Genomic DNA, 17988 nt, shown 5'->3' with positions numbered 1-17988 from the left:
CACCTAAGTGGCGATCGGACAAGGCTTTTATCTCGACGGCTCGGCAGGGCAGGTCGCCATCATCCGTCGATGATGTTTCATTTGTATGAATGAAAAAGGTCGAGGCGCAGCTCGAAAAACAGATGCGCACAAAAAAGGCCACTCTTTCGAGTAGCCTTTTTTGATGTTTGGTTGCGGGAGCCGGATTTGAACCGACGACCTTCGGGTTATGAGCCCGACGAGCTACCAGACTGCTCCATCCCGCGTCTGTGTGGCGGCATTCTACAGAGGAACGCCAGCCTGTCAAGCAATCATCGGAAAAAACTGCTTTTTCTTCAATTGGTTAGCGATCTGCCTGGGCCAGGCGGCCGGCTGAAGCCATGCCGTGCGGGGCTCGGCGCCGCGGTATGCCGCGCTTCTCACGCGCTGGGAGGCATCGGTTTCGGCAAGTCATTTGCCCTGAAGAGTGTCAGACGCTTACGCGAGTGAGATACTGCACAACCGTTTTCCTACGACCGACGTCATGCCGCAGCGCAAAATCATCCATATCGACTGTGACTGCTTCTATGCAGCCATAGAAATGCGCGACGACCCGAACCTTGCAGGCAAACCCTTGGCGGTGGGCGGTTCAGCTGACCGGCGAGGGGTGATTGCGACCTGCAACTATGAGGCGCGGGCGTATGGTGTGCGTTCGGCGATGTCGTCGCGGCACGCCATTTCTCTGTGTCCGGACCTGACCATCGTCAAGCCTCGCATGGACGCCTATAAAGAAGCGTCGAAGGAAATTCACACCATCTTCCGCGACTACACCGACCTGATCGAGCCGTTGTCGCTGGATGAGGCGTATCTGGACGTGTCTGCCAGCGAACATTTTTCCGGCAGCGCCACGCGCATCGCTCAGGACATCCGCCGGCGGGTTTCCAGCCAGCTTCACATCACGGTCTCAGCGGGCGTCGCGCCCAACAAGTTTCTCGCCAAGATCGCCAGTGACTGGAAAAAGCCCAATGGCCTGTTCGTCATCACTCCGGATCAGGTCGAAGCGTTCGTCGCGCAATTGCCGGTGTCCAAGCTGCACGGGGTCGGCAAGGTCACTGCCGATAAGCTGGCACGCCTGGGAATCGTCAACTGCACGGACCTGCGTGACTGGAGCAAGTTGTCGTTGGTGAGGGAGTTCGGCTCGTTCGGCGAGCGGCTGTGGAATCTGGCACACGGTGTGGATGAGCGCCCTGTGCAGAATGACAACCGCCGACAGTCGGTCAGCGTCGAGAACACGTTCGACACGGATCTGCCTGATCTGGCCAGTTGCCTGTTGGAGTTACCCGCCTTGCTCGAGAACCTGAACGGACGCATCGCGCGCATCGACACGCTTTATCGACCTGGCAAGCCATTCGTGAAAGTGAAGTTTCATGACTTCACCCAGACGACGCTGGAGCAGGCCGGTGCGGGACGCGATCTGGACAGCTACGAGCAACTGCTGACCCAGGCCTTTGCTCGGGGCGCAAAACCGGTGCGCCTGCTGGGGATCGGGGTGCGCCTGCATGATCTGCGCGGCGCCCATGAACAGTTGGAGTTATTCAGCTAGACGCTCATTCACTGCCGACGGGAACCGCTACCAGGCGGCCGGCATCCTTGGCCAGTGACCTGAGGAATTCGTGCTGCAGTTGCGGATCGTTGCGTGTCATCTCGATCAATGACTGCTCCAGATCGCTGGCCTGTTCCTCCAGCCCCAGCTCGGAAAGGCGCTTGATCCGGTGTACCCACTGGCTCACTTCATCGTCTTCCAGATCGTCATAAATCAGATCGTGCGCCTCGATCAGCTTGCCGCGCAGGGATTTGCTCAACGGCAGGCTGGCTGTCGCCTGCACGTTGCTCTGATCGTCCTGCACTTTGAACGTCAGTTGGGTGACGTGGCTCAGGTTCTGCTCGGCGAAGGGGCTGTCCAGCAGGTTGATGCGCAACACGCCGTTGCGATCGGTATCCAGCTCGCTGATGTCCTTTCCGGCCGTGATTTCCACCGGCGCTTCACTCCATGGCAGGCTCGAATGCTCGACCCGATGATCGAGCTGGACTTCATCGATGCTCGCCAGGTTCTGCTGCGCACGTCCGTGCGAAGGGGCGTTCATGAACGGGTTGATGCCGGCTACGCCGTAGCTGAGCCAGTCTTTGGTCACGCTGTCGGGAAGGCTGCCGAACGTGACCACGTTCACTACGTTTGCCCCGACGCCTGCCACGATTGCGACTGCGCCCAGCGGGATTTCGTAGATTTCGCGCCACGGCTGATACGGCGTGTAGCGATCGTAATGGCGGGTGACTTCGAACTCGGTGACGTCGAAGGTCTTGAGTTCATGAATGCGTATGCGACGCTGCGGCAGTTCAAGTGTCTTGGGCTCGCCGATGTCGACCTGAAAGCTGTGGTCGAGCAATTTGCGCTCGACGCGCTCTTCATGCTCACTGCGTTGAGACAGGTGGTTGGCGCAACCGCTGACGAACAGACTCGCGGACAAAACGGCGCCCGCCAGGCTTGAGGATTTTCGCTTGAACATGAGATCTCTTGCTGCAGGTAAGGGGTACTTGCCTGGACAAAACAGGTCGCAACGGCGCGCCCGCATCAACGCGGACGCGCCATCGACTCAGCGGTTGATGCGGCCCTTGATGAAGGACAACACATCGGCCACTGGCAGCGCCTGGGCTTGCGGTTCGGTGCGGCTCTTGTACTCGAGATTGCCCTCGGCCAGACCGCGATCACTGACAACGATGCGATGTGGAATGCCGATCAGTTCCATGTCCGCGAACTTGATGCCCGGACTGGTTTTCTTGTCGCGGTCATCCAGCAATACCTCGAAACCGGCAGCGGTCAGTTCCGCATACAGCTTGTCGGTGGCTTCGCGAACAGCATCGGTTTCGTAACGCAGAGGAACCAGCGCAATCTGGAAAGGCGCAAGTGCGTCGCTCCAGATGATGCCGTTCTCGTCATTGTTCTGCTCGATGGCCGCCGCCACCACGCGCGAAACGCCAATGCCGTAGCAGCCCATGGCCAGGGTGACCGGCTTGCCGTTCTCGCCCAGTACCTGGCATTTCATCGCGTCGCTGTATTTGGTGCCCAGCTGGAAGATGTGGCCGACTTCGATACCGCGCTTGATGATCAGCGTGCCCTGGCCGTCAGGGCTTGGATCGCCCTCGACGACATTGCGCAGATCTGCCACTTCCGGCACGGGCAGGTCACGCTCCCAGTTCACGCCGAAGTAGTGCTTGTCGTCGATGTTCGCGCCGATCCCGAAGTCGCTCATCAGCTCGACCGAGCGATCGATGATGCAAGGCAGCGGCAGGTTCAGCGGGCCGAGCGAACCGGCACCGGCGCCAATCGCTTCGCGCAGTTCGGACTCCGAAGCCATGACCAGCGGGTTGGCAACCAGTGGATGGTTGGAGGCCTTGATTTCGTTGAGCTCGTGGTCCCCGCGAATGATCAGCGCAATCAGCTTGCCTTCTTCCGCAGCGTGGACGACCAGCGTCTTGACAGTCTTTTCGATGGCCAGACCGAATTGCTCGACCAGCGCAGCGATGGTTTTTGCATCCGGGGTATCGACCAGGCGCAGCTCCTCGGTTGGGGCAGGGCGGCTGGTTTCCCGTGGAATCGCTTCTGCCTTCTCGATGTTGGCGGCGTAGTCAGAGGTGTCGCTGAATACGATATCGTCTTCGCCCGATTCGGCCAGTACGTGGAATTCGTGAGAACCGGCGCCACCGATCGAGCCGTTGTCCGCAACCACAGGGCGGAAGTTCAGACCCAGGCGGGTGAAGACGTTGCAGTACGCCTGATGCATGCGGTCGTAGGTTTCCTGCAGGGAATCCTGGGTGGCATGGAAAGAGTAGGCGTCCTTCATGATGAATTCGCGACCGCGCATCAGGCCAAAGCGTGGACGGATCTCGTCACGGAATTTGGTCTGGATCTGGTACATGTTGATCGGCAGCTGTTTGTAGCTGTTGAGCTCGTTACGCGCCAGATCGGTGATCACTTCTTCGTGAGTCGGACCCGCGCAGAAGTCGCGATCGTGGCGGTCCTTGAGGCGCAGCAGTTCAGGGCCGTACTGTTCCCAGCGGCCGGATTCCTGCCACAGTTCTGCCGGCTGAATGCCGGGCATCAATACTTCCAGTGCGCCAGCAGCGTCCATTTCTTCGCGAACGACGGCCTCGACCTTGCGCAGTACACGCAGGCCCATGGGCAGCCAGGTATAAAGGCCGGAAGCGAGTTTGCGAATCATGCCGGCGCGAAGCATCAGCTGGTGGCTGATCACGACCGCGTCGGAAGGCGTTTCTTTCTGTGTGGCGAGCAAATATTGACTGGTACGCATGGTCGGCCGTTGTCGGTTGCTGTGACTGGGAAATGACCTGGCATTGTACGGTGGTGATACGGTCGAGTACAGGGCGGGAGGGCTTCGCGGGCGGTCGGATACCTGATGTTCCGTAAACGAAAAAGCCCGGTACGAGGCCGGGCTTTTTCTGTAGCGAGTGTCAGAAAGCGCGATTACAGGACCGAAATCGGGTAGTCGACGATCAGACGGAACTCGTTTACATCGCCTTCGCCCTGATCGGCGTTAGCGCGGTGCCAAGCTTGACGAATACGGAACGACAGGTCTTTCGCAGGGCCAGTCTGTACAACGTATTTAGCTTCAAGGTTGGTCTCGTGGTGGCTACCATCCGCACCGTACAGACCTGCGTACAAGCTGTTAGATGGAGTATGAGTACCGTCAATGTCCTTACCGCTGATGTAACGGGTCATGAAGCTCAGACCAGGTACGCCGTACGGAGCCATATTCAGGTCGTAGCGAGCCTGCCAGGATTTCTCGCCTGGACCGTTGAAGTCGGAGTACTGAATCGAGTTCGCCAGGAAGATCGAGTCACCGCCGCGTACCAGACCAGCATCGTTCAGGGAGATGTAGTCGAAAGGTACATCGCCATTAACTTTCTGGAAGGCCAGGGTCAAGGTATGTGCGGCCAGGAACGAGTAAGCAGCCGATGCGGACCAAGTGGTGTTGCTGATGTCGCCCAGCTTGGAGCTGCCGGTATCCTTGGTGTTGTAGATGTTGAAGTCAAAAGCCAGGGACTGATCATCAGTCAGTGGCAGAGCATAGTTCACGTTGCCGTAGTACTGGTTGAACACGTCTTCCAGTTTCGCAGCATAGAACTGCACAGCCAGACTGTCGGTGATGGAGTATTTGCCGCCAGCATAGTCAGCGCTGCCTACGTCCAGGTCTGCCGGGCCGTATGCCGTACCCAAGCGACCATCGCGGTTGGTGCTGTCTTGCGAGGTGCCGGAGTAGAAGTGACCGCCTTCTACATCCAGGCCTTTGATTTCGCTGCTCTGCAGAGTGATGCCGCTTGCGGTTTGTGGCAACAGCCGCGAGCCGCCAACTGCGAACACTGGAGCCTGTGGCTGCATATCGCCAATTTTCAGCTCAGTTTTCGAAACGCGGAACTTAACGGCGCCACCGGCTTTGCCGAAGCTGTCGTTGTTACGGCCTTGGGAGTCAACGCTCAGGTTGCCAGAGCCGGAGTAGTGGTCTTGGCCGTCCAGTTTGAAGCCTGCGTAACCAAAGGCGTCGATACCTACACCGATCAAACCCTGGGTGTAGCCGGAGCTGTAGTTACCCCAGAAGCCCTGAGTCCAGTCCTTGTCGTCTACACCAGTGTTTTTCTTGTCACGGTTGTAGTAGTAGTTGCGAGCTTTGACGTCCAGCTTGCTGCCTTCTACAAAACCAGTTGCTTCGGACTGATCGCTTACGAATGCCGCAGCCGATGCCAATTGGGTACTGGCCGCAGTAACTGCCAGGGCGATTGCGCTCCACTTCATCACTCTCATCGTGACTTTGCTCCTTTGGTTTTAAGAAGAGTACCGCCGTTCACCTGTTTTTTTATCTGAACGGCTCTTTCTTTTTGGTGTCGGCGAAACTTATAGCACGCTGACATTATTGGCGATAGTTACGAACCTATCCTTTCAATTTCTTTACGGCCATGTCGCAAATCAGCTCTGTCCATGTCGCTACTGAACAGCTCCATATTTAAAGACGTACAACTACCGCAGTACTCTTCGAAGGCCTGATCCCTGTCCGCAGTGATCGAGGTCAAGCCATTCCGAACGCCCCCAGAAGCATGCTCGCCATTTTTGCTTGACCAGAAAGCCGATCTCAATGATCCAGCATTTCTGTTCCTGTCCGTGACAAAGCAACAACCGTGCACAAAGTTCCGGTCGCCTGAAAAAAAATCCTCAAACCCGTGCAATGACTTTGAGTGTTTGGGCTAAACCGCTGATTTTGATGGATAAAAAAATGTGAGAAAAAAAGCTTTTCCGTTACGTTTCGCTGAGGGTAGAGGAGAAAAATGTCACTGACGTTACCTGTTACCGACAGCGAGTGGGTAATTCCCGGATAACTCTAAGGTCTGTCGCTTCAAGAGTGAGTCGTTTTGGTGCATGGAGCCGACAAATCGCCTGAAATTGGTACGGACGTGCCTTCGTCAACGAGACTCTTGACCGAAAAGTCAGCACTCATCATTTCCGGTCATGGGTGGACCCTTCTAAACCGTGCATTACAGCGGTATTACGGGCGATTGAGCTCTCCAGCGGTCGCCGTTTCTCGCTGCGTCATCTCAGTGCGCTCAGTACGAAAACGTACGTTACCGGTGCGCCCTGCAAATTCCGGTGGCGATGACCGTGAATCAACACCATCCGTGCAAAATGCTCCGATTGCGCGTGCTCGGGGTGAATCCCCCGGGTTTCCCGAGTATCCTGCCCGCAATTGACGGTTTATTTCGACGCTCCGCGTGCGCCGCCGAGCTCATCATTGAACAGGAGTAATGGCGTGTTCGTACTAGATCCGCGCTTGATGCAAGACACTTTGCCGGTGGGCGATTTCCCGCTGTGTCGGTTGTTGCTGTCGAATGACTCAAACTATCCGTGGTTCATCCTGGTGCCCAGGCGTGCGGATATAAGCGAAGTCTTCGAGCTCTCCGAATCGGAACAGACTCAACTCTGGAAAGAGACCTCGCAGCTGGCGCAAATACTTAGCGAGCTATTTAGTGCAGATAAGATGAATGTTGCCGCATTGGGTAATGTGGTCAAACAACTGCACATGCATGTCATTGTCCGCCACATTGGGGATGCTGCCTGGCCTGCACCTGTCTGGGGTAAAATGGCGGCCTCGCCTTATTCTACAGGCGAGGTGGCCGACATCATGTCCAGGTTGAAACCCGTGTTGACGAGCGAATTCGTATTTGCTCAGGAGCAGCCATGAACCTTGAAGACCGTGTGATGGAGCTGGAGAGTCGTCTTGCGTTTCAGGACGACACCATTCAGGCGCTCAACGATGTACTCATCGCCCAACAGCGCAGCATGGAGCGTCTGCAACTGCAAATGGCCGCCCTCATCAAGCGTCAGGAAGAAATGGGCGGGCAGTTCGAGGCATTCGAGGAAGAAGCGCCTCCCCCTCATTATTAATGTGGGCTTGAAGCAAAAAAAACCGCGCCCTTGAGCGCGGTTTTTTTGTGATGTCGCGATCAGCGGCGCGGCAATGCAGCAATCACGTCTTCGGCCTGCAGGCCTTTGTCACGATTCATCACGGAGAACTCAACGCGCTGGCCTTCGACCAGGACGCGGTGGCCTTCACCGCGAATCGCTCGAAAGTGCACGAAAATATCGTCCCCGGAGTCACGAGAAATAAAGCCGAAGCCTTTGGAGGTGTTAAACCACTTCACCGTACCTGTGTCGCGATTGCCCAGGTCGTGCGACTGCGGCGCAGGTGAAGGCGATGACCTGTAAAAGCTCACGGCCAGATGCACGGCAACCGCGATCACGACGGCCAACAGGCTGACCAGAACGGCCGGTTGTCCAGCGATCGTTTCCAGAGGGACGAGCAACGTGAGGATTTGAAGAACCACGGCCAGGACGAGCAAGACGCTGACCAGATTTTGCAGTTGATGACGCGGACCTTTGTTCCAGTACGGGATCACTGGCGCAAGCACCAGGTTGATGAGGCCGAAAAACGCCAGGTACAGCGCATCCGGTTGGGACAGGTAAGAAGACAGCGCTTCACTACGCAGGCTAGGGATGAATGACAGCAGCAGGGCAGCTGCGCCCGTTAGCAGATGGACTATTTTCAACATTTTGATGACTCACATTAAGATGGATCGCAAGGAAATAGCTGGTGATTTTCGGTACGCTTCTGAAAAAAGGGAGGCGTGATGCACGAGCGTCGGTCCAGCCTATGCACAGTTGTCCCGAGATAAGGTCCAGCTGCGACACATCTGTATTTAACAGCAAAGCCGAGAGCTACTCAAATCAAGCGCTTAGCGCTAGCGTCCGCGTTAGATGGTGGCTATTTGTCCATATCTGGCGGTTTCCAGCTCGACCCGTGTTCCAGAGCCGTCGAGGCGCGGATCGAGCAGAATTCCGATGGTCTGCCGCCGTTCACCCGTGCCGAATGCCAGCAGTGGGCAACATTGACAGCGGGTTATATGGATGGATGGCTGCGCAGTCCTGTGCGTCTTGGTAGAGTGGTCGGCAGTTGTTTGGCAAATACCATCATATAAAGAGGACTAAGCATGGCAATCGATATCGGCATCAGCGAAGAAGATCGCAAGTCTATCGTGGACGGTCTTTCCCGCCTGCTGGCAGATACGTATGTGCTGTATCTGAAAACCCATAACTTTCACTGGAACGTCACGGGGCCGATGTTTCGCACTTTGCACCTGATGTTCGAAGAGCAGTACAACGAGTTGGCGCTGGCGGTCGATCTGATTGCCGAGCGCATTCGCGCGCTGGGCTTTCCGGCGCCCGGCACCTATTCGACCTACGCACGTCTGTCCTCGATCAAGGAAGAAGAGGGCGTGCCGGCTGCCGAAGACATGATCCGTTCGCTGGTTCAAGGTCAGGAAGCCGTCACCCGGACCGCTCGCAGTATTTTCCCTCTGCTGGATAAAGTCAGTGACGAACCGACCGCGGACTTGCTGACCCAGCGCATGCAGGTTCACGAGAAAACCGCGTGGATGCTGCGCGCGATGCTCGAAAACCAGTGATACCCGTCAGGCAGGCGGCTTCGGTCGCCTGCCTGCATTCCATCGATACCCCCCTTCCTGCAGATGCGTCCCCGCTCGACCAGACCCCTTGGCTGACCGACAAAATGAAACGTTTAGTCTGTTGAATATGAGTGGCCGGGCATCACCTGGTTGCCGGATTTTCTGCGCATTTAATTTGTTAAAAATATATATTTAATACCATCTTAAGTTTCAGGAATTACCCGCCTTTTAAGTGTCGAAAATCACCATCAAACTGTGGTGATGTCCTACGTGTTTCAGGTGTTGCTTCTGCTGGCTAAGCCCCGAGGAATACGGCTTGATAGGCATCGTGTTGATTTGATTTCAGATGTTTCCAACACGCTGTCTACCACTGCATTCGAGGGCAACTAAATGAGTGAAAATATTGCGCAGGATCCCCGGGAGTCGAACCGATGTTTGAACGTTCGGGGCGACCCTTTCATAGAAACTTTCAACATGGATCTGGCTCAGCCGCATTCGCGTTCGGTAAGGCTGAACGGGCTGGCCACCTGCCTGCGGCTGGAAGAGGTGTATTGGGACATCCTGTCGGAAATCGCCAGGTTCAATAACTGTTCGATCAATGCGGTCCTGTCCTTCATCGACCGTGAAGTCCATTTGCGTTACGGCGGCGTCAAAAACTTCAGCGGCCTGATTCGTGTGGTGTGCGTAGCGCATCTGCTCAATGCCGAGGGCTTTCGGCTCTCGCCGATCTGAATCCGGCACGACCCCCTATTCCACGGGTTCGCCAAGGCGAGCCCGGTTTCGCGGTAGGCCCGGCGGTGAGACAGCCTCATGCCGGGCAACTTCTTGATCAGTATCGGCCTGTGCGGCTGCACAGCCTTGATTAACCCTATATAATCCCCCGCCTTACTCTGGAAGGCAGGGACTGACCGTCGGGTTGAACTGCATGCCAAGGCTCCTGCACCATTGCGCACTGGCGACGGGCGAGAGCTCCACCGAATTCCGAATTACGAGAAGTGAACACACGATCATGATGCGCAGCCATTATTGCGGCCAACTGAACGAGAGCCTGGAAGGTCAGGAAATTACCCTTTGCGGATGGGTCCACCGCCGTCGCGACCACGGGGGAGTGATTTTCCTCGATATCCGCGATCGTGAAGGGCTGGCGCAGGTGGTGTTCGATCCTGATCGCGCGGATACATTCGCCATCGCTGACCGTGTTCGCAGTGAATACGTCGTCAAGCTGACTGGCAAGGTCCGTGCCCGTCCGGCCGGTGCCGTCAACCCGAACATGGCTTCCGGCGCGATCGAAGTGCTGGGTTACGAGCTGGAAGTGCTGAACGAGTCGGAAACGCCTCCATTCCCGCTGAACGAATATTCCGACGTCGGCGAAGAAACCCGCCTGCGTTATCGCTTCATCGACCTGCGTCGCCCGGAAATGGCAGAGAAGCTGCGTCTGCGCTCGCGGATCACTTCGAGCATCCGTGGCTTCCTGGACGGCAACGGCTTCCTGGACGTGGAGACGCCGATCCTGACTCGCGCAACGCCTGAGGGCGCTCGCGACTACCTGGTGCCAAGCCGTACTCACGCCGGCAGCTTCTTCGCGCTGCCGCAGTCGCCGCAATTGTTCAAGCAACTGCTGATGGTGGCCGGTTTCGACCGTTACTACCAGATCGCCAAGTGCTTCCGTGACGAAGACCTGCGTGCCGACCGTCAACCGGAATTCACCCAGATCGACATCGAGACCAGCTTCCTCAACGAAGCCGACATCATGGGCATTACCGAGAGCATGATTCGCAAGCTCTTCAAGGAAGTGCTGGATCTGGAATTCGGTGACTTCCCGCACATGACCTTCGAAGAAGCCATGCGCCGCTACGGTTCCGACAAGCCAGACCTGCGCAACCCGCTGGAACTGGTAGACGTTGCGGATCAGCTGAAAGACGTCGAGTTCAAGGTCTTCAGCGGTCCTGCCAACGATCCGAAATGCCGCGTGACCGCCCTGCGCGTACCTGGCGGCGCGAGCATGCCGCGCAGCAAGATCGACGATTACACCAAATTCGTCGGCATCTACGGCGCCAAGGGCCTGGCCTACATCAAGGTCAACGAGCGCGCCAAAGGTGTCGAAGGTCTGCAGTCGCCGATCGTCAAGAACATCCCGGAAGCCAATCTGAACGTGATCCTGGATCGCGTCGGTGCCGTGGATGGCGACATCGTTTTCTTCGGTGCGGACAAATTCAAGATCGTCAGCGAGGCTTTGGGCGCGCTGCGTATCAAGCTGGGTCACGACTTCAATCTGCTGACCTGCGAATGGGCGCCGATGTGGGTCGTCGACTTCCCGATGTTCGAAGAGAACGACGACGGCAGCTTCACCGCGCTGCACCACCCGTTCACCGCGCCCAAGTGCACGCCTGAAGAACTGGAAGCCAACCCGGCCACGGCTCTGTCTCGCGCTTACGACATGGTGCTGAACGGTACTGAACTGGGCGGCGGTTCGATCCGTATCCATCGCAAGGAAATGCAACAGGCGGTGTTCCGTCTGCTGGGTATCGCCGAAGACGAACAGCAGGAGAAGTTCGGCTTCCTGCTCGACGCCCTCAAGTACGGTGCGCCGCCGCATGGCGGTCTCGCGTTCGGTCTGGATCGTCTGGTCATGCTGATGACGGGCGCTCAGTCGATCCGCGAAGTCATCGCGTTCCCGAAAACCCAGAGCGCGGCCGACGTGATGACTCAGGCGCCAGGCGCGGTCGATGCCAAGGCATTGCGCGAGCTGCATATCCGCCTGCGCGAAACGCCGAAGGCTGAGTAACACCGGGTAGAGCGGGCCAGTGATGGCCCGCTTTCACACCCAGGCCCTAAAAAGGCACTTATTCGAGTGAAGCGTTCTCTGTCGGGTTCGACGAGAGGGCGTGCGAGTTTCAAGGTTTGGAGCGTGTTATGGCTGGTCATTCCAAGTGGGCGAACATCAAGCACCGCAAAGAGCGTCAGGATGCCAAGAAAGGCAAGATCTTCACCAAGTGGATTCGTGAACTGACGGTTGCCGCCCGGCAAGGTGGTGGCGATCCGGCGTCGAACCCGCGTTTGCGTCTGGCTCAGGACAAGGCGCTCGGCGCGAACATGAGCCGCGACATCATTGATCGCGCCATTGCCCGCGGTGCCGGCGCCGCCGATGCCGACGACATGGTCGAGCTGGGTTACGAGGGCTACGGCCCTGGTGGTGTGGCGGTGATGGTCGAAACCATGACTGACAACCGCAACCGTACGGCGGCCGCAGTTCGGCATGCGTTCAGCAAGTGTGGCGGCAACCTCGGCACCGACGGTTCTGTTTCCTATCTGTTCGAGCGCAAGGGTCAGATCTCGTTCGCGCCAGGCGTTGACGAAGACGCGCTGATGGAGGCGGCGATGGAGGCTGATGCCGACGACGTCGTGACGCACGAGGATGGCTCCATCGATGTCTTCACCTCGTTCGCCGGATTCTATGCCGTGCGCAATGCGCTGGAGGCGGCGGGCTTCAAGGCCGCTGACGCTGAAATCGTGATGCAACCGACCACCAGCGCCGTTCTGGATCTGGAGATGGCGGAGAAGGTCCTTAAACTGATCGACATGCTTGAAGACCTGGACGATGTGCAGAACGTCTATTCCAACGCTGAAATCCCGGATGATGTGATGGAGCAGCTTGGCTGACCGTCACTGTTGTCTGGACCTGAGGCCGGAGGCACGAAGCGCTGATTCGATCATCGCTATCGGCCTCCGGCTTCTGCCTTTATGCTGCGTTCAAACGTGCGCGTCACCTCTCAAGCTGCAGGCGTTATGACTCTTATTTTAGGTATCGACCCCGGTTCGCGAATCACCGGTTACGGTGTGGTGCGTGATACCGGGCGTGGCTGCGAATACGTGGCCTCCGGCTGCATCCGCACCGGCAGCGGGCTGCTGCATGAGCGCCTGCAGATCGTGTATCGCGGCGTGCGCGAGGTCATTCAGACGTATGGCCCGATGACCATGGGGATCGAAAAGGTATTCATGGCGCGAAACGCCGATTCGGCCCTCAAGCTGGGTCAGGCCAGGGGCGCAGCCATCGTGGCGGGTGCCGAGGAAGGGTTGGAGATCGCTGAGTACACCGCGACTCAGGTCAAGCAGGCGGTGGCAGGCACGGGTGGCGCGAACAAGGATCAGGTGATGATGATGGTCATGCACTTGCTCAAACTGACCGCCAAGCCCCAGATAGATGCATCGGATGCGCTGGCGATCGCGTTGTGTCATGCGCATACCCGCTCCAGCCTGATACCGCACGGCCTCAATACTGCACGCAGTCGTGGTGGTCGGCTGCGTCTCTGATAGCATCATTCGCTCATAAATTTTTACTTGCGGCTCATGTGAGTCCTGCAAACATGACGGCCTGGGTTGAGCGTGGGCTAGCGCAGCGACGGGCTAACGGAAAGGATCTGATACGTGATTGGACGTTTACGCGGTGCGTTGGTCGAGAAACAGCCGCCGCATCTGGTGCTTGATGTCAACGGTGTGGGGTATGAGGTAGAAGTGCCCATGACCACGCTTTATCGTTTGCCTCATCTGGGCGAAACCGTGACGCTGCATACGCATCTGGTGGTCCGCGAGGACGCTCATCTGCTGTTCGGTTTCTATGAGAAACGCGATCGCGAGATGTTTCGCGAACTGATCCGGCTCAATGGCGTAGGTCCCAAGCTGGCGCTTGCCTTGATGTCTACGCTGGAAGTCGACGAACTGGTGCGTTGCGTGCAGGCTCAGGATACCTCGGCGCTGACTCGCGTTCCGGGCGTCGGCAAGAAGACCGCCGAACGTTTGCTGGTCGAGCTGAAAGATCGCTTCAAGGCCTGGGATGCGTTGCCAGGCACCTTCGCGCTGGTGTCCGAGGGGCCGGGGGCCCCGACGCCGGTGGCGACTGCCGAATCCGATGCCGTCAGCGCGCTGATTTCCCTGGGCTACAAGCCGCAGGAAGCCAGCAAGGCGGTCACAGCCATCAAGGACAAGAATCTGAGCAGCGAAGATCTGATTCGCCGCGCACTCAAGGGGATGCTGTAAGTGATTGAAGCTGACCGTCTGATCGCCGCGACCGGGCGTGACCGTGACGAGCAACTGGATCGTGCGATCCGGCCGCTGAGCCTGGCCGACTACATCGGCCAGCCGACCGTGCGTGAGCAGATGGAGCTGTTCATCCAGGCCGCCCGCGGGCGCAACGAAGCGCTGGATCACACCCTGATTTTCGGGCCGCCGGGCCTGGGCAAGACCACCTTGGCCAACATCATCGCCCAGGAAATGTCGGTGTCCATCAAGAGCACCTCCGGTCCGGTGCTCGAGCGCCCCGGCGACCTTGCGGCGATCCTGACCAATCTCGAACCCCACGACGTGTTGTTCATCGACGAAATCCACCGGTTGTCGCCCATCGTTGAAGAAGTGCTCTATCCGGCGATGGAGGATTTTCAGCTCGACATCATGATCGGTGAAGGGCCGGCGGCCCGTTCCATCAAGCTGGATTTGCCGCCGTTCACGCTCGTGGGCGCAACGACCCGTGCCGGCATGCTGACCAATCCTCTGCGCGACCGCTTCGGCATCGTTCAGCGTCTGGAGTTCTACAGCACCGCAGACCTTGCCACCATCGTGTCGCGTTCGGCCGGTATTCTGGGTCTGCACATCGAGGATGAGGGTGCGTTCGAGATTGCCCGGCGCGCACGGGGCACCCCGCGTATCGCCAACCGCTTGCTGCGCCGGGTGCGCGATTTTGCCGAAGTGCGCGCCAAAGGACAGATCACCAAGGCGATCGCAGACCTGGCGCTCAATCTGCTCGATGTCGATGAGCGCGGTTTCGATCATCAGGACCGGCGACTGTTGCTGACGATGATCGAGAAGTTCGATGGCGGGCCGGTGGGTGTCGACAACCTTGCGGCCGCCATCAGCGAAGAACGGCATACGATCGAGGACGTCCTGGAACCCTATTTGATCCAGCAAGGCTATATGATGCGCACACCTCGCGGGCGCATGGTCACGCGTCACGCCTACCTGCATTTCGGGCTGAACATTCCTTCGCGAATGGGGGAGCGGCCGGTTGCCGATGAATTGGTCGAAGATGACGAATAAAGATGACGCTGACCGATTTATTCGTACGTTTCATGGTCAGACGGGCAGTCGCTGGATTACGGCCTGCCGTCTGGCGCTAAAAAACGATGAAAAACAGTTGCCTGGCCGGATTGGCAACCTGAGGAGTAAGCACTAGAGTATGCGCGCGCAAAACGGGGCTCAGTCGTTCGCACATCGTTGTCGCGTTTATTACGAGGACACCGATGCCGGCGGCATCGTTTACTACGTCAATTACCTGAAATTCATGGAACGGGCTCGTACCGAGCGGTTGCGCGAGCTGGGTTTCGCCCAGTCGGCAATGGCGGGTGTCGAGAACCTGTTGTTCGTCGTCCATTCCAGCGAGGCTCGTTACCACAAGCCGGCGCGGCTGGACGATGAGCTGCTGATCAGCGCCGAAGTGATCGAATTGAACCGCGCCAGCCTGCGCTTTCAGCAACAGGTCAGGCGGGCTGCGGATGATGTGCTGCTCTGCGAAGGGCAGTTTTTGGTGGCGTGTGTGCGCGCCGATAGTTTGAAACCCCGGGCCATTCCCGAAGCTCTGCGCACGGCCTTTGCCGGTCAGGGCGGCGCGGGTACACATTCAGAGCAGGAGATACAGCGTGGAAGCTAACGTCGTCGACCATTCCTCCATGTGGAGTTTGGTCAGCAATGCCAGCGTGGTCGTACAGTTGGTCATGCTGATCCTGGTGGCCGCCTCGGTCACCTCGTGGATCATGATTTTTCAGCGCAGCGCCATGCTGCGCGCCGGGCGCCGGGCACTGGACAGCTTCGAAGAGCGTTTCTGGTCAGGTATCGACCTGTCCAAATTGTATCGTCAGGCAGGCAGCAATCCTGATCCTGATTCGGGCGTGGAGCAGATTTTCCGTGCCGGTTTCAAAGAATTTTCGCGCCTGCGTCAGCAACCAGGCGTGGACCCGGATGCAGTGATGGAAGGTGTGGCTCGCGCCATGCGCGTTGCCATTTCCCGCGAGGAAGAAAAGCTCGAGCAGAGCCTGCCGTTCCTGGCGACCGTCGGTTCCACCAGCCCGTATGTCGGCCTGTTCGGTACCGTATGGGGGATCATGAACTCCTTCCGTGGTCTGGCCACTGCCCAGCAAGCCACTCTCGCCACCGTGGCGCCGGGTATCGCCGAAGCGCTGATCGCTACCGCCATCGGCCTGTTCGCTGCGATTCCTGCAGTAATTGCCTACAACCGTTTCGCCGCGCGCGGTGAGAACCTGATTGGCCGTTACTACACATTCGCCGACGAATTCCAGGCGATCCTGCACCGTAAAGTGCACACCAGCGAAGACTAAGCAGGTATTTCCCAATGGCTTTAATCGCTCGCGGCCGACGCGGCAAACGCAAGCCGGTCGCCGAAATGAACGTGGTGCCTTACATCGACGTGATGCTGGTGCTGCTGGTCATCTTCATGGTGACCGCTCCAATGATTAACCAGGGCGTGAAAGTCGATCTGCCGAAGGTCTCCAGCGAGGCTTTGCCGCAGGACAACAACAATCAGGTCCTGACCATTTCGATCAAGGCTGACAAGACCTACTACTGGAACCTTGGCAGCGAAGTCGATACCGACAAACAGATGGACAAGGCCATGACCTTGCCGCAACTGACCAGCGCCGTGACCAAAATCATCGCGGCCGGTCGTGAGGCAGGCAAGCAGACGCAGGTGTTCATTCGTGGCGACAAAACCGTCGACTATGGTGCCGTCATGGGCACGATGGGCGGGTTGCAGAAGGCCGGAGTCGGGAACGTTGGTTTGATTACCGAGGCGCCCTGATGCAGCCGATTCGAGAGCCGTCTGCCTCGGAAAGCTACTTCTGGCCCTCTGTCTGGGCTGTTGCACTGCACGTCCTGATTTTTGGCCTGTTGTTCGTCAGCTTCGCGATGACACCTGAGCTGCCTGAGGCGAAGCCTATTGTTCAGGCAACGCTCTATCAGTTGAAATCCAAGAGTCAGGCGACCACCCAGACCAACCAGAAGCTTGCTGGCGAGGCGAAGAAATCCGCTGCACGACAGACTGAAGTCGAGCAGATGGAGCAGAAAAAAGTTGAGCAAGAGGCGATAAAGGCAGCGGAACAAAAGAAAGCCGATGCCGCTCAAAAAGCCGAAGAGCAAAAGGCCGAGGAAGCCAAGAAAGCGGAAGAGGCCAAAAAAGCCGACGATGCCAAGAAGGCCGAAGCCAAAAAAGCGGACGACGCCAAGAAAGCCGCTGAAGAGAAACAACTGGCTGATATAGCCAAGAAGAAAGCCGAAGACGACGCGAGGAAAAAGGCCGAAGAAGACGCCAAGCGCGCGGCCGCTGAGGAAGCCAAGAAACAGGCTGCCGAGGACGCGAAGAAACAGGCTGCAGAAGACGCCAAGAAAAAGGCCGCCGAAGACGCGAAGAAGAAAGCGGCTGAGGATGCCAAGAAAAAGGCTGCTGACGACGCGAAGAAGAAAGCCCAGGATGCTGCTCGTAAATCGGCGGAAGACAAGAAGGCGCAAGCATTGGCCGATCTGCTTTCCGACAAGCCGGAACGCCAACAGGCGCTGGCCGATGAGCAGGGCGACGAGGTTGCGGGCAGCTTCGATGACTTGATTCGCTCGCGGGCTGCGGAAGGTTGGGCACGTCCACCTTCGGCGCGCAAAGGCATGACGGTCGTGTTGCAGATCGCAATGTTGCCGGACGGAACGATCACTTCGGTGAGCGTGAGCAAGTCCAGCGGCGATGGTCCGTTCGACAGTTCGGCAGTAGCAGCGGTCAAGAACATTGGTCGTTTGACAGAGATGCAGGGGCTGAAACCTTCGGATTTCGCGCCTTACCGTTCATTCAAGATGACATTCACACCTGAGGACCTAGCCTTGTGATTAACCTTCTTCGAG

General features: G+C 57.8%; 18 protein-coding genes and 1 tRNA gene. 14 read left to right on the top strand and 5 right to left on the bottom strand.

The features are described from left to right. Positions 1–168 precede the first annotated feature (168 nt). A tRNA-Met gene (locus AAGQ88_RS20575) sits at positions 169–245 on the bottom strand. A 257-nt stretch (positions 246–502) separates the two neighbouring features. Here AAGQ88_RS20575 and dinB point away from each other — a divergent pair. Beyond that, on the top strand, positions 503–1561 hold the full coding sequence (dinB, locus tag AAGQ88_RS20570) for a DNA polymerase IV (protein WP_342653416.1): 1059 nt from the start codon (positions 503–505) through the stop codon (positions 1559–1561). A gap of 4 nt (positions 1562–1565) precedes the next feature. On the opposite strand, the gene AAGQ88_RS20565 is transcribed toward dinB, so the two are convergent. The 3 genes from AAGQ88_RS20565 to AAGQ88_RS20555 all read right to left on the bottom strand — a co-directional run bounded on the left by AAGQ88_RS20565 (position 1566) and on the right by AAGQ88_RS20555 (position 5833). Continuing rightward, positions 1566–2522, bottom strand: coding sequence for a hypothetical protein (locus AAGQ88_RS20565; RefSeq protein WP_285422338.1), 957 nt, complete (start codon positions 2520–2522; stop codon positions 1566–1568). 87 nt (positions 2523–2609) lie between these two features. Further along, positions 2610–4325 (bottom strand): proline--tRNA ligase, encoded by a 1716-nt coding sequence (locus tag AAGQ88_RS20560; protein ID WP_093463464.1) that lies wholly within the window; start codon positions 4323–4325, stop codon positions 2610–2612. Between the two features lie 173 nt (positions 4326–4498). Beyond that, on the bottom strand, positions 4499–5833 hold the full coding sequence (locus AAGQ88_RS20555) for an OprD family porin (RefSeq protein WP_285422336.1): 1335 nt from the start codon (positions 5831–5833) through the stop codon (positions 4499–4501). 997 nt (positions 5834–6830) lie between these two features. On the opposite strand from AAGQ88_RS20555, the gene AAGQ88_RS20550 reads away from it, so the two are divergent. Together AAGQ88_RS20550 and AAGQ88_RS20545 are read left to right on the top strand one after the other, a co-directional pair. After that, positions 6831–7262, top strand: a complete 432-nt coding sequence (locus AAGQ88_RS20550; protein ID WP_342653415.1) for an HIT domain-containing protein — start codon at positions 6831–6833, stop codon at positions 7260–7262. Beyond that, a complete protein-coding gene (locus AAGQ88_RS20545) occupies positions 7259–7465 on the top strand; it encodes a SlyX family protein (RefSeq protein ID WP_093463471.1) in 207 nt (68 codons plus the stop codon). The genes AAGQ88_RS20550 and AAGQ88_RS20545 overlap by 4 nt, the downstream gene beginning before the upstream one ends. Positions 7466–7524: 59 nt before the next feature. On the opposite strand, the gene AAGQ88_RS20540 is transcribed toward AAGQ88_RS20545, so the two are convergent. Next, a complete protein-coding gene (locus AAGQ88_RS20540) occupies positions 7525–8130 on the bottom strand; it encodes a cold-shock protein (protein ID WP_285422334.1) in 606 nt (201 codons plus the stop codon). A gap of 438 nt (positions 8131–8568) precedes the next feature. Here AAGQ88_RS20540 and AAGQ88_RS20535 point away from each other — a divergent pair, with 438 nt between their 5' ends. From AAGQ88_RS20535 to tolA, 11 genes are all read left to right on the top strand, one after another. Beyond that, positions 8569–9042 (top strand): Dps family protein, encoded by a 474-nt coding sequence (locus AAGQ88_RS20535; RefSeq protein ID WP_093463475.1) that lies wholly within the window; start codon positions 8569–8571, stop codon positions 9040–9042. A gap of 390 nt (positions 9043–9432) precedes the next feature. Next, on the top strand, positions 9433–9774 hold the full coding sequence (locus tag AAGQ88_RS20530) for a ribbon-helix-helix domain-containing protein (RefSeq protein WP_093463478.1): 342 nt from the start codon (positions 9433–9435) through the stop codon (positions 9772–9774). 277 nt (positions 9775–10051) lie between these two features. Further along, positions 10052–11827: an aspartate--tRNA ligase gene (gene aspS / locus AAGQ88_RS20525; protein WP_093463480.1), complete on the top strand. Its 1776-nt coding sequence runs from the start codon at positions 10052–10054 to the stop codon at positions 11825–11827. 128 nt (positions 11828–11955) lie between these two features. Beyond that, positions 11956–12702 carry a YebC/PmpR family DNA-binding transcriptional regulator gene (locus AAGQ88_RS20520; RefSeq protein WP_093463483.1) on the top strand — a complete coding sequence of 249 codons (747 nt, stop codon included), beginning with the start codon at positions 11956–11958 and terminating at the stop codon, positions 12700–12702. Between the two features lie 126 nt (positions 12703–12828). Next, positions 12829–13353, top strand: a complete 525-nt coding sequence (gene ruvC / locus AAGQ88_RS20515) for a crossover junction endodeoxyribonuclease RuvC (RefSeq protein WP_093463486.1) — start codon at positions 12829–12831, stop codon at positions 13351–13353. 114 nt (positions 13354–13467) lie between these two features. Next, the gene (gene ruvA, locus AAGQ88_RS20510) at positions 13468–14076 is read left to right on the top strand and encodes a Holliday junction branch migration protein RuvA (protein ID WP_093463489.1); all 609 of its coding nucleotides are present in this window, start codon (positions 13468–13470) and stop codon (positions 14074–14076) included. Beyond that, positions 14077–15129: a Holliday junction branch migration DNA helicase RuvB gene (gene ruvB / locus AAGQ88_RS20505; RefSeq protein ID WP_093463492.1), complete on the top strand. Its 1053-nt coding sequence runs from the start codon at positions 14077–14079 to the stop codon at positions 15127–15129. A 139-nt stretch (positions 15130–15268) separates the two neighbouring features. Continuing rightward, a complete protein-coding gene (gene ybgC, locus AAGQ88_RS20500; RefSeq protein ID WP_093463495.1) occupies positions 15269–15739 on the top strand; it encodes a tol-pal system-associated acyl-CoA thioesterase in 471 nt (156 codons plus the stop codon). Next, entirely contained in the window at positions 15729–16424 is a 696-nt protein-coding gene (tolQ, locus tag AAGQ88_RS20495) for a protein TolQ (RefSeq protein WP_074752669.1), read from the top strand. The genes ybgC and tolQ overlap by 11 nt, the downstream gene beginning before the upstream one ends. A 23-nt stretch (positions 16425–16447) precedes the next feature. Further along, positions 16448–16903 (top strand): protein TolR, encoded by a 456-nt coding sequence (gene tolR, locus AAGQ88_RS20490; RefSeq protein ID WP_177182142.1) that lies wholly within the window; start codon positions 16448–16450, stop codon positions 16901–16903. Continuing rightward, positions 16903–17973, top strand: coding sequence for a cell envelope integrity protein TolA (gene tolA / locus AAGQ88_RS20485; protein WP_342653414.1), 1071 nt, complete (start codon positions 16903–16905; stop codon positions 17971–17973). Before tolR ends, tolA begins: the two co-directional genes overlap by 1 nt. Positions 17974–17988 lie beyond the last annotated feature (15 nt).

Origin of the sequence: Pseudomonas sp. F3-2, assembly GCF_038804275.1 — a bacterium.
Lineage (GTDB): Bacteria > Pseudomonadota > Gammaproteobacteria > Pseudomonadales > Pseudomonadaceae > Aquipseudomonas.
The sequence above is the reverse complement of the archived record's forward strand: the minus strand, read 5'-3'. Positions and strand labels throughout refer to the sequence as shown.